The organism is Cupriavidus necator N-1, from assembly GCF_000219215.1.
GTDB lineage: Bacteria > Pseudomonadota > Gammaproteobacteria > Burkholderiales > Burkholderiaceae > Cupriavidus > Cupriavidus necator.
In genome coordinates this window covers 1,352,710-1,366,596 of sequence record NC_015727.1, presented here as the reverse complement: position 1 = coordinate 1,366,596, position 13,887 = coordinate 1,352,710, and the positions used below count along the sequence as shown (strand labels likewise).

Annotated in this window: 11 protein-coding genes and 1 pseudogene; 9 read left to right on the top strand and 3 right to left on the bottom strand. The window is 59.1% G+C overall.

All coding sequences use genetic code 11. The annotated features are described in order from the left end of the window. Nucleotides 1-121 precede the first annotated feature (121 nt). Nucleotides 122-1,096 carry a tripartite tricarboxylate transporter substrate binding protein gene (locus tag CNE_RS36125; RefSeq protein ID WP_049800742.1) on the bottom strand — a complete coding sequence of 325 codons (975 nt, stop codon included), beginning with the start codon at nt 1,094-1,096 and terminating at the stop codon, nt 122-124. 212 nt (nt 1,097-1,308) lie between these two features. Here CNE_RS36125 and CNE_RS36120 point away from each other — a divergent pair, with 212 nt between their 5' ends. The 7 genes from CNE_RS36120 to CNE_RS36090 all read left to right on the top strand — a co-directional run bounded on the left by CNE_RS36120 (nt 1,309) and on the right by CNE_RS36090 (nt 10,787). After that, complete coding sequence (locus CNE_RS36120; RefSeq protein WP_013959729.1) at nt 1,309-2,235, top strand: LysR family transcriptional regulator; 927 nt, start codon at nt 1,309-1,311, stop codon at nt 2,233-2,235. Between the two features lie 167 nt (nt 2,236-2,402). After that, the gene (locus CNE_RS36115) at nt 2,403-3,197 is read left to right on the top strand and encodes a class II aldolase/adducin family protein (RefSeq protein ID WP_013959728.1); all 795 of its coding nucleotides are present in this window, start codon (nt 2,403-2,405) and stop codon (nt 3,195-3,197) included. A gap of 291 nt (nt 3,198-3,488) precedes the next feature. Further along, nucleotides 3,489-4,466, top strand: a complete 978-nt coding sequence (locus CNE_RS36110) for a Bug family tripartite tricarboxylate transporter substrate binding protein (RefSeq protein ID WP_013959727.1) — start codon at nt 3,489-3,491, stop codon at nt 4,464-4,466. 33 nt (nt 4,467-4,499) lie between these two features. After that, the gene (locus tag CNE_RS36105; RefSeq protein WP_013959726.1) at nt 4,500-6,305 is read left to right on the top strand and encodes a thiamine pyrophosphate-binding protein; all 1,806 of its coding nucleotides are present in this window, start codon (nt 4,500-4,502) and stop codon (nt 6,303-6,305) included. A gap of 46 nt (nt 6,306-6,351) precedes the next feature. Further along, nucleotides 6,352-7,824, top strand: coding sequence for an aldehyde dehydrogenase family protein (locus tag CNE_RS36100; protein WP_013959725.1), 1,473 nt, complete (start codon nt 6,352-6,354; stop codon nt 7,822-7,824). A 340-nt stretch (nt 7,825-8,164) separates the two neighbouring features. After that, complete coding sequence (locus CNE_RS36095) at nt 8,165-9,502, top strand: LVIVD repeat-containing protein (protein WP_013959724.1); 1,338 nt, start codon at nt 8,165-8,167, stop codon at nt 9,500-9,502. Nucleotides 9,503-9,704: 202 nt separating this feature from the next. After that, the gene (locus CNE_RS36090; protein ID WP_013959723.1) at nt 9,705-10,787 is read left to right on the top strand and encodes a porin; all 1,083 of its coding nucleotides are present in this window, start codon (nt 9,705-9,707) and stop codon (nt 10,785-10,787) included. A gap of 221 nt (nt 10,788-11,008) precedes the next feature. Here CNE_RS36090 and CNE_RS42590 read toward each other — a convergent pair whose 3' ends face one another. Both CNE_RS42590 and CNE_RS40360 read right to left on the bottom strand, forming a co-directional pair. Next, entirely contained in the window at nt 11,009-11,338 is a 330-nt protein-coding gene (locus CNE_RS42590) for a GNAT family N-acetyltransferase (RefSeq protein ID WP_330995915.1), read from the bottom strand. Nucleotides 11,339-11,456: 118 nt separating this feature from the next. Further along, nucleotides 11,457-11,768, bottom strand: a pseudogene (locus CNE_RS40360) (LysR family transcriptional regulator); the annotation flags it as partial. 185 nt (nt 11,769-11,953) lie between these two features. Here CNE_RS40360 and CNE_RS36085 point away from each other — a divergent pair. Together CNE_RS36085 and CNE_RS36080 are read left to right on the top strand one after the other, a co-directional pair. Beyond that, nucleotides 11,954-13,021, top strand: a complete 1,068-nt coding sequence (locus CNE_RS36085; RefSeq protein WP_013959722.1) for an alkene reductase — start codon at nt 11,954-11,956, stop codon at nt 13,019-13,021. 10 nt (nt 13,022-13,031) lie between these two features. Then, nucleotides 13,032-13,856, top strand: a complete 825-nt coding sequence (locus tag CNE_RS36080) for a pirin family protein (protein ID WP_013959721.1) — start codon at nt 13,032-13,034, stop codon at nt 13,854-13,856. Nucleotides 13,857-13,887 lie beyond the last annotated feature (31 nt).

Sequence of the window (13,887 nt, the reverse complement as noted above, 5' to 3'; positions counted from 1 at the left end):
TGGCCGTCTAAGTGCGGAGAGCGTGGCAGCCGGTACGGTGAATGTTCGCGCCGGCTCCCTGTTCCATGTACGACTTGGGGATTGAAGGTTCTGTGTTGCCAGAACGGACAGCTGGCAAGTTCTATTCGAGAGATATCGCGTACTTTGCCGCGAGTTGCTTCCAGAACGGGATTTCGGTCGCGATCGTCGCGGCAAAAGTTGCCGGATCTGAACCCACCGCGTCATATCCCTGGGCCTCGAGGATCTGGCGTACCTCAGGCTTTTTCATCGCTGCCGATGTGAGCGCGATCAGTCTCTTCAGAACTGGCTCCGGCAGGTTGTGCGGGGCAATGAGCCCGAACCACACTCGCATATCCAAGCTGGTCACGCCTTGTTCCGACGTTGAGGGCACCCCGGGAATGTACCTGCTGCGGTCATGGCCGGTGACCGCAAGCACTCCAATTCGAGGATCTCGGCTGTACGGAAGCGCGTTGGCAACCGTGCTGATAAAGATGGGGACCTGGCCGCCTAAGGCATCGACCAATGCTGGCGCACAGCCCTTGTAGGGAACATGGACGAAGCGTACATTCCACGCCGCGGCGAGCATAGCGCCTGCGAAATGCTCCGGTGTGCCGTTTCCGCACGACGAGTATGCGAGCGGCTGGCCAGACGCTTTCGCCTTGGTGCGAAGGGCCGACAATGCCGATACGCCAAGCGTGTTTGATACACCAATAACGAGCGGAGATGAGGCAATCAGAGATATCGGCTGGAAATCTCGCTGCGGATCGAAGGCTAACCGCTTGTACAGCGCACCATTCATCGTGAGATTGCTCGTGGTGAGGCCAATGGTGTAGCCGTCTGCCTGCGATTTCGCGATGTTATCCAGGCCGATGTTCCCGGACGCACCGGCGCGGTTCTCGACTACAAAAGGCTGTCCTGTATCCGTCGTAAAGGACTTGGCAAGTACGCGTGCGATGCTGTCCGTTCCGCCACCCGCGGGAAAGGGCACAACAATGCGGACCGGCTTGGTCGGATAGCCTTCTGCCGCGATGGCGGACTGGACGACTACGGTCGACCAGAGCATTACCGCGAGCGTGGCTGTTGCGATCCTGGCCAAGGGTGCCCTTTCCGAGGCAAGCCACGACTTACCGTGGTGCCGGCAAGAAGCGCGATTAATAACGGCTGTGCAGTCCATGCTGTCTCCTGCGAAGGCCTGATGCCAGGCCACCATGTTGCTTGTGGCTGCAATTGTGGGTAACCTTATCCATATCTTCAAATAGTTCTTATGCCGCAAATACATAGCAATTTAGCTATGGATTGAGGAGGCGTGTGCGCGGATTCGACCCATATCTCACCTTCCAGAAACTGGAAGTTTTCTGCACCGTGGCGGAGCTCGGCAGTGTGACGCGCGCAGCCGACAGGCTGTGCATTGCGCAACCAGTAGTAACTGCGCACCTGCGCAGCATGGAGGCACGGCTGGGCTATGCCCTGGTCGCGCGTGCCGGCAGGAACATCGCGCTGACCGAGGCAGGAGAGCGTGTCTATCGCTGGGCGACCGAAGTCATCACGCGGACCCGCGAGGTCGAGCGGGAGCTCGCTGGACTTGAGGGCGGGGGCGCTGGAAATGCGGTTGTGGCAACGTCGATGTCGATTGGCTCCTATGTATTGCCGCCACTGATTGTGGATTTCTACCGACAGCACCCCAACGGACTGGTGACCCTTCAGATTTCAAACCCGCAAGCGGCAGTGGACGCGACCCGCATAGGGGGCTGCGATTTTGCGGTAATCCTGCTGGCGGCAAAGCAAGATCTGGATGGGCTGACAGTGATTCCGCTGTGGGAGGAAGACCTTCTGCTGGTATGTGCGCCGGGCAGCCGCTGGGTCAAACTACCGTCGCAGGAAGTCGACCTTCATCAGGTGCCCTTTATCAGCACGCCACGGAATCTGGCAAGGCGTGAACTGGAGGACACGCAGCTGCGCAAGCATGGCTTCGAGAACCGCAGGGTCGTGCTGGAGCTAGGGCATCCTGAAGCAATGAAGCACGCTGTCCGGCAGGACATCGGGCTGAGTTTCATGTTGGCTTCCTCGATCCGCGACGATGTGGCACGGGGAGACCTAGTGCTTCTTGATCGCCCCGACTTGCCAATGAAGATTCCATCCTATGTGGTGTACCGGGAAGACAAGCGCTTCTCCGCTTTTCAGGCCGCGCTCTTGCAGTTTATCCGCGACTCCGCGCCGCCAAACAACGCCCTGTAGGCCTATCTCAAATCATAGTCGATTGAGTATGGATTGAGTCCTAAATAGCTAATAGACCTATCATCAACCCAAGTCTAAGCTATAACGACGTTCCGGGCAGTAGTACGGCGTCGTATGTCCCGGGACGCGAATCGAACCACACTCGCCAACCTGAGACTAGGCCTTCCATGTGCAACTCCCATACCAATTCCAACAGCAGTGTCGACTACGCTGAGGATCTCGATCGTCCTTCCGGCTCCGCAAGCGACACGTTGATCGAAGACCTGGTGTGCGCCAATCACATCTTGTTCGATCAGGGCATTGTCGATGCCTTTGGCCACGTCAGCGTCCGGCACGACAAGGATCCAGGCCGGTTTCTGCTGGCGAGGAACATGGCACCCGCCACTGTTACGCCAGACGACATTGTGGAGTTCAAGCTGGATGGGTCTCCAGTCAACGCGGGGGGGCGCGCCATCTACCTGGAGCGATTCATCCATGGCGAGATCTACAGGGCTCGACCCGACGTGCACGCCATCGTGCACAGCCACTCGCCTACCGTACTTCCATTCAGCGTCGTCAAGAACATCCCCTTCAGACCCGTATGCCATATGAGCGGTTTCCTCGGCGCTGGAACTCCGATCTTCGAGATTCGCGAAACTGCCGGCGACGCGACCGACCTGCTGATCAGTGATGGCAAGCTTGGCGCCGCGCTGGCGCAGAAGCTCGGTGAAGCGTCGTTTGTTCTGATGCGGGGCCATGGTTCCACAGTCGTCGGTCCTACGCTCAAGCACGCAGTCTACCGAGCGGTCTATGCCGAAGTGAATGCGCAGCTTCAGGTGGGCGCCATGCGGCTTGGCGAAGTAACGTATCTCAGCCAGGGCGAAGCCGCTACGGCTTGCCGGAATATCGAAACACAAATCGAGCGCCCCTGGGCGCTTTGGAAAAAGCGCGTGCAGCGCACCGGCGCCGTGGACGGACGCTGAGGAAATGGCGCGCGCCGGTACCTGTCGCTTGCTGCTAATACCGCCGCGCCTATTGCCGACGCCCACATTGCTCTCGAACCGTACACAAAGGTTCTTCCAGAGGAACTCATAAAGGTCACGCACGAATCAGAAAACAGGAAACACCAGCCGACGGCGCTACTGACGATAACAAATATGCCGGAATGCGGTGACGTGGACGAGCGATTGCTGCGTCTTTACTGCACGCGCTCTAACGCGAAAGGGCCCGCAACCTGACAGGGCCCCACCCGCAGTAAATACAGGAGACAAGACATGAAATTCAATCCCGGCACAGGGATGCTTGCCCTTTGCCTTGCCACCGTGATCATTGGCGTACCTGCCTCGGCGCAGACCTACCCGACCAAGCCCATCCACATCGTCGTGCCGCTGCCGCCCGGCGGATCCAATGACGTGCTCGCCAGAATCCTGGCGCAGAAAATGTCCGAGTCTTTCGGCCAGCCCGTCATCGTTGAAAACAAGCCTGGTGCCGCGGGCAATATCGCCACCGATTTCATAGCCAGGGCCGAAGGCGACGGCTATAGCATCGCCGTTGCACCCAATCAGACCGTGGCGGTTAACCCGGTTCTGTATCCCAGGCTGCCATTTGAGGTGAGCCGGGACCTGACGGGCATCACCCTGCTGGGTCGCGTGCCCATGGTGCTGGTGGTGTCGCCAGGCAAGGTGGCGGCAACTTCGGTCGCCGAATTGATTGCGCTGGCAAAAGCCAACCCCGAGAAGCTTTCTTATGCGTCCGCCGGCTCGGGGAGCCCGCAGCACATGGCAGCGGAAGTCTTCAAGTCCATGACAGGAACCCGCATCACCCAGATTCCATACAAAGGCTCGGCCCCCGCGCTCGTAGATTTGTTGGGTGGCAATGTGGACATGATGTTCTGCCCGATCAATTCAGCCCTGCCGTTCATCCGAAGCGGCAAGCTGCGCGCGCTTGGCACCAGTGGCGCGAAGCGCGTCGAGCTGCTTCCGAAGGTGCCTACGATTGCCGAGACCCTTCCCAATTTCGAAAGCGATATCTGGATCGGTATGGTTGCCCCAGCCAAGACGCCACCGGCCATCATCAACAAGCTCAATGCTGAGTTGCGCCGCTCGCTGGCGCTGCCCGATGTACAGGGCAAGCTGGCCGAGCAGGGCATCTATGCGGAGACCAGCACGCCCCAAGAATTCACCAGACTGATCGCCAGCGACCAGAAGCGTTGGGCAGAGGTGATCAGGGCCGCAAACATTAAGCAAGAGTAATTCTCTTCTTTGTATTTTTACCTGGGAGTTTCCATGAACGTTCCATCCGGTCCCTCCGTACGCCGCGATATTCCTACGCCTTCCGAACCGGATGAAGCCGTCTGGGCCAGTGACGCGATTGCCGACATGCTGCGCGCGATGAACATCCCCTATGTGCTGCTCAATCCCGGCGCAAGTTTTCGCGGCCTGCATGACAGTATCGTGAACCACCTGGGCAATGAAAAGCCGCAGATGATGGTGGTGCTCCATGAAGAGCATGCGGTGGCCATCGCGCATGGCTACACCAAAGTTACCGGCAAGCCGCTGGTGGCGATTGTGCACAGCAATGTCGGGCTGATGCACGGCTCCATGGCTATTTTCGATGCCTGGGTGGACCGCGTGCCGGTCATTGTGCTGGGTGCCACCGGGCCGGTCGACGCGAACAAACGCCGACCGTGGATCGATTGGATTCATACGGCGCAGGACCAGGCCGCGCTGGTGCGCCACTTTATCAAGTGGGATGCGCAGCCGGCTTCGATTCCGTCCGCGAACGAAGCGCTTCTGCGGGCCCGTCAGATTGCCACCACCGCACCCAAGGGTCCGGTCTACGTCTGTTTTGATGCGGCACTGCAGGAATCCAAGCTAGCTGAGCGGCCGCCGATTCCCGACCCGGCACGCTACCTCGCGCCGCCGCCGGCTCGACCTTCGGATGACATTGTGGCGCAGGCCGCAGTGCTGCTGTCAGAAGCCAGTCGCCCCGTGATCCTGATGGGCCGCGTGTCCCGCGAAGTCGAAGGCTGGGAGCAGCGCATCAAGCTGGCCGAAACACTGAACGCTGAAGTTCTGACCGATCTGCGCGTGGGCGCGGCCTTTCCGACCGACCACCCGCTGCACGCGGCCCCAAGCGGGAACTTCCTCACGGCTAATGCCCAAGAAGTCTTGCGGGAAGCCGACGTGGTGCTCAGCCTGGACTGGCTGGATCTTTCAGGAACGCTGAAGCAGGCCTGGGGAGACAAGCCCGTTGGCAGCAAGATCATCCAGGTCTCAGTGGACCACTACAACCACAACGGCTGGAGCATGGACCACCAGGGCCTGCCGCCTGTCGATGTCTTCATGTTGTGCGAGCCTGAGCCGGCCGTGGCCTTGTTGAACCAGCACGTCAAGCCGCGCAAGACGCCGGCGCCCGCCAAACGGCCGCTTCTCCCGGTCTCAGTGACGCCGCCCGCGCCAGGCGCCACCGGCGGCAGCAACATTGCAGTGGCCACGCTGGCGGCCACCTTAAAGCGCGCCGTTGGTGAGCAAGAGGTTTGCCTGATGCGCCTGCCGTTGAGCTGGAGCGGCGAGATGTGGGACTTCCGGCACCCATTGGACTTTCTGGGGTACGACGGCGGGGGGGGCATCGGCTCGGGTCCGGGCATGTCGATAGGCTCAGCGCTGGCCCTCAAAGGCAGCGACCGTCTACCGGTCGCGGTGATCGGCGACGGCGACTACATGATGGGCGTGAACGCGCTCTGGACGGCAGCCAATGCGCGCATTCCAATGTTGATGGTGGTGTGCAACAACCGTTCTTTCTTCAACGACGAAGTGCACCAGGAGCGCGTCGCGCGTCAGCGCAAGCGGCCGATTGAGAACCGCTGGATAGGCCAGCGCATCAGCGACCCGCCGCCTGACCTCGCCATGATGGCGCGCGGCCAGGGCCTCACAGGCGTAGGCCCAGTTGTGGACGCCTCTGAATTGGAAGAAGTCCTGCGCAATGCCATCGCGGCAGTCAAGAAAGGTGAGACCGTGGTGGTCGACGTGTTGGTGCAAACCGGCTACAGCCCGGCCATGACGGCGGGCCTGACGCGGTCGAAGGACTGATAGCGCTCCCGCGCCCGGCATTTCTATTGTTGAGGACACAGAACCTATGCGCGCACACGAAATTCCCCCTGGCGTCTTGCCGTCGCGACGCGAACTGTACTACGGCGGTGCGTGGCACCCCCCCAAGGCAGGCGGCTATGCCGAGACCATCAACCCGACTTACAACGAGACCATCACCACCGCGCCCGTTGCCGATGTGGCCGATGTGGATGCTGCAGTGCAGGCTGCCCATGCCGCTTTCCCAGCCTGGGCAGCCACGCCCCCCGTCGAGCGGGGGCGCTACCTGCGCAAGGCCGCCGCGGTGTTGCGCGAGCATGCCAAGCCGCTAGCGCTGCTGGACTCGCTCAACAATGGCAACCCGGTGTCGGCCCTAGCCATGGACGCGGCCTTTGCTGCCGACTGTCTCGACTACTTTGCAGGCCTGGTCACGGAGATCAAAGGGGAGACCATCCCTATGGGCGACAGCAACCTGAACTACACCATGCAGGAGCCGCTAGGCGTTATCGCCCGTATCGTGGCGTATAACCATCCATTCATGTTTGCCGCTGCGCGCCTTGCCGCGCCGCTGGCGGCCGGCAACACGGTGGTGGTGAAGTCGCCCGACCAGGCGCCGCTGTCCATCCTGCGGCTGGCCGAACTGTTGGGCGATATTTTTCCGGCTGGCGTGGCCAATTTTTTGTGCGGCGGTCGTGAATGCGGCGACGCCATGACACGGCACCCGCTGGTGCGCAAGATCACGCTGATTGGCGGAGTCCCCACCGGGCGTGCCGTCATGAAGACGGCTTCCGACAACCTCAAGCCTGTACTGCTGGAACTTGGGGGCAAAAACGCGCTTATCGCCTACCCCGATGCCGATCTCGACAAACTCGTGAACGGCATCCTGGGAGGTATGAACTTCACGTGGTCTGGCCAGAGCTGCGGCTCCACCAGCCGCGTCTTTTTGCATGAGTCCATCCATGATCAGGTACTGGAAAAAGTCGTCCAGCTGCTGCCGGAGCGCCACAAGCCCGGCATCCCGACAGACCCCAAGACCACGATGGGCTCGCTCGTCAGCCGCGCCCAACTGGAAAAAGTGCAGGGCTATGTGGCTAAAGGTCTGGAAGACGGTGGGCGCTTGGTGTGTGGTGGCAAGCAGCCAGACGCCCCTGCATTAAAGGACGGCTTCTTCTATGAAGCCACCGTGTTCGCCGACATGAAGCCACACATGCGTTTGGCTCAGGAAGAAGTGTTCGGCCCCATCATGTCGGTTTTCAAATGGAGCGACGAGGACGCGTTATTCGAGCAGGTCAATGGCGTGGAGTTCGGTTTGACGGGCTCGATCTGGACGCAGAACCTGAACACGGCACACCGCGCCGCCAAACGCATACACACCGGCTATGTGTGGATCAACAACTCCAGCCAGCACTTCATGGGTGCGCCTTTCGGAGGCGTGAAGCAGTCGGGCATAGGTCGTGAGGAATGCTTTGCCGAGTTGCTGGAATTTACGTACACCAAGAACGTGAACCTGAAGCTGACTTAAGGTCGCTCGCCCGGCACAACCCCGGGCAGGCCGGGGTTGTGCTGCTTCAGTGACGGGCGCTTCAGAGCACCCATCGGTCGGTTATTTTTTGCTGCTAGATAGGTTGCGCCAGATCGCAAAGTCCAGCCGCGGGCTGCGTGGGCAACGATACCGGTCACTAGAGGGGCATCACATTCATCTAGGGGTTAGCGAACTCGCGAGTCCATAATCTATAAGGTTGTTTGGTAAAAGAAAATAATTCAATCCATCTCATCCGTTATGTCCAGATAATTTATCACATAAATTTAATAAGTATTTTGTATTGTTAAAATCTATAAATAAAAACGTGGAGATAAATTAAATGAAGAGACTTTCCATCTTTGTGAGGGCAGTTTCCGTAGCGTCATGGCTGGCGTTGGGGTGTGCGTCTGTCAAGGCAGATCCTATTCCAGACGGCTGGCAAGCTAGTGGACTCAAGCCAATCGGCTATACCGACCTGGGCGGACGGCGCGGCTTTGGGAACAAGATTGCTATCAAGCGGGTGGGAGACAGATGGTATCTTTATAAGGGAGGGAATGGATTTGAAGTTATCGATGTCACTGATCCCGCTGCCCCTGTATTTCTAAAAGTCGTTCAAGGTCCGGCTGGCACATCCGCGTCGCAGGTTACGCTAAGTGGTAATTTGCTCATCCTCGGGCTGAGTCGACCGATCAGTTCGGAGGAGTCGTCAGGGCACGCGGATGGATGGACTACGGTTCAAGAGGTGGCGCCGAAGGACAAGCCATTCGAGGAAAGCGTTCAACTCTTCGACATCAGCGACCCCGAAAATCCGAGGGCGCTTTCCAAATGGAGTGCGGGTGCACAGGGTAGTCATCGCAATGGATTCCCCGGCGGGAAGTATGCATTCCTGTCCACGACAGTTCCAGGATATCGTGGATTCATCCTGGTAATCCTCGACGTCAGCGATCCGATGCACCCCAAGGAAGCCGGTCGCTGGGCGTATCCCGGCGCTAAGGCGGGGGAAACGCCGGGTGCCATTACGCCAAGTTATCATGGCCCTGCTTTCGTCAGTCCTGATGGGAAGATGCTCACAGTCGGCTACACGCCGTCCGTCGTGAATCTGGATATCAGTGATATTGCTCACCCGAAGATGATTGGGGAAGCGAAGATTATTCCCCCGTTCGTGAACACACTCACGCAGTCCATTCACACGGCGATTCCGCTCTGGGACAGAAAGCTAGTCTATTTCTCTGGCGAGCCGATGAGACGGAACTGTACGGAAGCGATGACGCCGGTCGGATTCATTGATAACTCGGATCCAAAGCATCCTTTCCTCAAGTCGATGTTCCCGACACCGGTACCTCCCCCGGGTGCGAAGTACAAGAGCTTCTGTGACAAACCTGGCCGCTTCGGCCCGCACAATACTGTCACGGAGCTCTACAACCCGGACGTCATGACTCCGAAGGACACGATGTACGTTGCCTGGTTCACAGCAGGGCTTCGCGCATTTGATATTAGCGACCCGCGTGACGTCCGCGAGCGCGGCTGGTTCCTTCCGCCTGATCCTCCTGCGCCCGTTACCAGTCAAGGCGGGACGTTGACCTCAAACGCAACGCAGGATGTTCTCCAGGACACTCGCGGAAACATTTATGTGACAGATTCCGCTTGGGGGATCTGGATTCTCCGCGACGAACACTAACCCTCGTCAAGTAACAAATAGCCAACTCTGTCGCCAGTCCCCGCGAGACCACACGGGGACTGGTGTCGGCTCAGATTTCGTGATTCGCAGCTAGGCTGACGGATTGCAAATTTCAGCAGTAAGAAAAATTTTCCAATTTAAGGTGGAAAGGTCGGCGCTCGCATTGCAAGTGCCAAATATAAAGCTGGAGGAGTGAGAAGAGATGAAACTCGGGAGAGTTGCTGCATTAATTGCAGGTGCATTTCCAGGGATTGTTTTTGCCCAGAACGTGACCCTCTATGGTGTGGTGGACAGCGGCGTGGCTTATGTCAACGGCGTGGGTGCTGCTAGGCATAGCGATACCTTCATGCAATCCGGCGCAGTTCCAGCTCGTTGGGGGTTGCGTGGCACGGAAGATCTTGGGGGCGGAAACAAGGCCGTGTTCTGGCTGGAATCAGGGTTCGCTTCCGATACTGGAACGATTACACAGGGTGGGCGACTTTTCGGCCGGCAAGCTCTCGTAGGCATCCAGGGGGCTTGGGGTCAGATTGCGTTCGGGCGTCAGTTCACAATGCTGTTCTGGGGTATGGCAGAGAACGATCTGCTCGGCCCGAACATCTTCGGCTCTGCGTCACTTGACGTATATACCTCAACAGCGCGTGCGGATAATACCGTTTCATATAAGGGAACATTCGGTGGGTTGACCGTTGGCGGGACCTATAGCTTCGGACGCGATACGGTAAACGCAAACAGTCCTACGGGTACCAACTGCGCTGGCGAGAATCCGGCAGACTCACGTCAGTGCCGCGAGTGGTCGGCGCTGGTGAAGTATGGCAACGACAACTGGAATATCAGTGCGGCGTATGACTCGATTCGTGGCGGACCAGGTGCATTTGCTGGCCTGACGAGCAGTGCGCTCAAGGATGACCGCATGGTCATTGGCGGTCAGTTTGTTGTCGGCAAGGTCCAGATTGGCGGGGGCTGGCTGCGGCGAGACAATCGAGCAAGTGCGACGCCGCGAAGCGACCTGTATTACGGTGGGGTGTCCTACGCGTTGACGTCTGCGGTCACGCTCGAGAGCGAGATTTATCACCAACGATTCCACAATAGTCCAAACAAGGCTTGGCTCTTTGCTGGCCGGGCGCTCTACGCGTTCTCGAAACGGACAAGTGCTTACGGAACGGCCGGCTATATCAACAACTTTGGCAACTCAACTTTTGCAGTCAACAGTGGGCAAAGTGGTACAAATCCAACTGCAGGGGGAAAACAGTTTGGCGCGATGATTGGGGTGAAGCATATCTTCTAACTAAGGGGGAATTCGGATTCATCGCGAAGACGTATCCAGTCGTGTAGCCACATAGCCCTGCACTTTTTCCAGTTGTATGCGGCCGACGAGCGGTCCATCGTGGTCTCCAATGCGGCGGTGTGGCGTGGGACTCTCGCCCAGGCGACTCTCTACTTGGGCGAAGCTTGCTTTTTGGTGCGATCCGTCTCTGTCCTTCGCTATGCTTCCCCGGCCACGGAGGATCACGAGGCAAGAGCGGGCCCATTGGCTGATCTCCGAATCAGCCAATGGGCCGATAGTTGCTTGTGATAGAAAGTTGTCCCATAAATCATGCCATCGGGCATCAGTGAATAGTTGGGTACGTCTCCAACCCGTTGCCAACCTGTCCGCTCAAAAAGCCGCTCTGCATCGTCGCCCGCCCAGTATTGAGTGCGATTACCTGCAGCGCGAGCCACCTCATCTACCGTGGACATCAGGTGCCCCGCAATGCCTTGGCGTCTTGCGTCGCAGCGGCCCAGTATCTTCGCAATATCAGCGCGATGTGGCTGATTTTCAGGTAGGGCGGTGATCAACTGTACCGTGCCAGACAATCTGGCTTACAGCGTTCTCAGCACCGAGCAGTATTCTCTCGTTGCGTATTACGCCGCCGCGACCTGCGTGCAGGATTCTACTGCTGTGTACTTGGAAAAGGGCCATGTAGATCGTGGCGATATCGACCGGTAGTGACACGCGCAGAGTGCCGCTCGGCTGCGCCAGAATTTCGCCCAATTGTTCGTGAGGTATTCGCGCCTCCTCGACGATTCGCTTGCAGGGTTCCTAATAGAACTGGTCAGCCTCCATAAGTCTCCAGACTTACGCGTGGTCCGTTGCAGGAGTGGCAGGCCGATCGCCTTCTCCAGAGCGTTAATGCGCCTCGACAAGGTCGAGTTCGGTACGCCCGCCCGTCCCCTCGGCTGCGCCTCGAAAGCTGCATATCTGGGCAACCTCGACAAACAAAGCCATGTCGTTCGAAAGTTCCGCGAGATTGTGCCATTTATGGATCAATGATTGCCAATCTACCACCTTTATCTCGCCTGCGAATCAATCCAAGATGCATGCATCGCCTCTGCGTGTTGCTGTGGGACGGTGGGCAAGCAGATCTGGCAGCCCCCGAGCTTCCGCACTTCTTCATCTTCAAGGACTTCAACATGAGCAAGCTTCTAACCCCCGTTCGCATTGGTCGCTACTTCGCGCCCAATCGCATCGTCATGGCTCCCATGACCCGATCCCGAGCCGGCGACGACGGTGTTCCGAGCGACATGACGACTATCTATTACGCTCAGCGTGCCAGTGCAGGCCTCATCATCTCGGAGGGCGTGTTTCCGTCCGCCATGGGCAAGGGCTACGTGCATACCCCCGGCATCGAAACGGAGGCTCAGGCCGCCGGGTGGAAGAAAGTGACAGAGGCCGTTCACGCCCGCGGCGGTCGCATATTCATGCAATTGATGCATTGCGGCCGTGTCTCGCATCCTTCTTTGCTGGATGGCGCGACGCCCGTGGCCCCTTCTGCCATCAAGCCCGAGGGGCAGGCATGGACGCCCGGTGGCCAAGTCGACTTCGTCACGCCCCGCGCACTGGGCCTCGGCGAGATCGCCGGCATCATCGATGAGTATCGCCAGGCCACCCGCCGGGCGATCGACGCCGGATTCGACGGTGTGGAACTGCACGGCGCGTCCGGCTACCTGCCCGAACAATTCCTATCGACGGGCAGCAACCAGCGCCAGGATCAATACGGTGGTTCCGTTGAAGGCCGCGCCCGCTTCATGCTCGACGTGCTGGCTGCCATGGTCGCCGAGGCGGGGGCGGACCGTGTTGGCATCAAGATTTCGCCCGAGATGAACTACAACAGCATCACGGATGCCGCGCCTCAGGAAACCTACACCTATCTCGTCGACAAGCTTCGCGGCATGGGCTTGGCGTATCTGCACGTCGCCTTGTTCGGAACGACGGTCGATTACCACGCGTTGCTGCGACCGCTTTTCGACGGCGCATACCTGATCGGAAGCGGCTTGACGCAGGACAGCGCCGAAGCCGTACTCGACGGAGGCAAGGCCGACGCCACCGTATTCGGCAGTGCGTTCCTTGCCAACCCCGACCTGCCGGAACGCTTCCGTCAAGGTGCCGCCCTCAACGTGCCGGACCGCAACACGTTTTTTGCCCCGCCCACCGCCAAGGGATACATCGACTATCCGGCGCTGGCTGCCGAAGCCGTCTAAGGAGTCAACCATGACCACCACCGCCCGCATGCAACGCGCTAACCGGGGAAGCCATTTCCGGGCATACCGCCTGCATGGCGCAGATCCGGCGTTACTTGATCCCTTCATGGGAATCGACCATGCCTGGATGAGCGCTCCAACGTTTCCGCCGCATCCACACGCCGGCTTTTCCGCGGTCACCTATCTGTTCCTCGATTCGGAAACAGGCATTGCCAATCGCGATTCGTTGGGCAACAGCGTGCTGATCGAGCCCGGCGGCCTGCATTGGACAGCGGCAGGGCGCGGTGTGATTCACGAAGAGAACCCCGCTGTATTGGGAAGCACGACGCACCTTCTGCAGATCTTCGTCAATCTTCCTCGGGAACGTCAGGATGCCGCCCCGTTTGCACTGACCCTGGCACCGCAGGACGTGCCGGTGGTCCAGCGGCCCGGCGTACGCATCCGGATTCCCCTGGGGAGCTTCGGCGACGTGCGCTCCCCACTGGTGCCGCCGACCGATGTCACCTTGCTCGATATCTCGCTGGACGCAGGCGCAGCGCTGGACGTGCCTTTGCCCGCAGGGCAGCAAGCCTTCGTCATGCCTATCTTCGGCAGTGCGGAACTCGATGGTGAGACTTTCGGGTTGGACGACCTCGGGGTTCCGATTCTTCCTGCCGGGGCTGAAGCGACGACATTCAAACTCACCGGAAAGCCCGGCGGAGCCAAGGTCGCCGTGTTCATCGGCCGGCCCTTGCACCAACCCGTTCTCTCGAATGGCCCTATGGCTTTTGCGAGCCAGGATAGTTTATCTGCAGCAACCGCGGCTTATCACCGTGGCGATCTGGGGAGCCTGTAAGGGCTGCTCACACGTTTGGGGATTACACCCC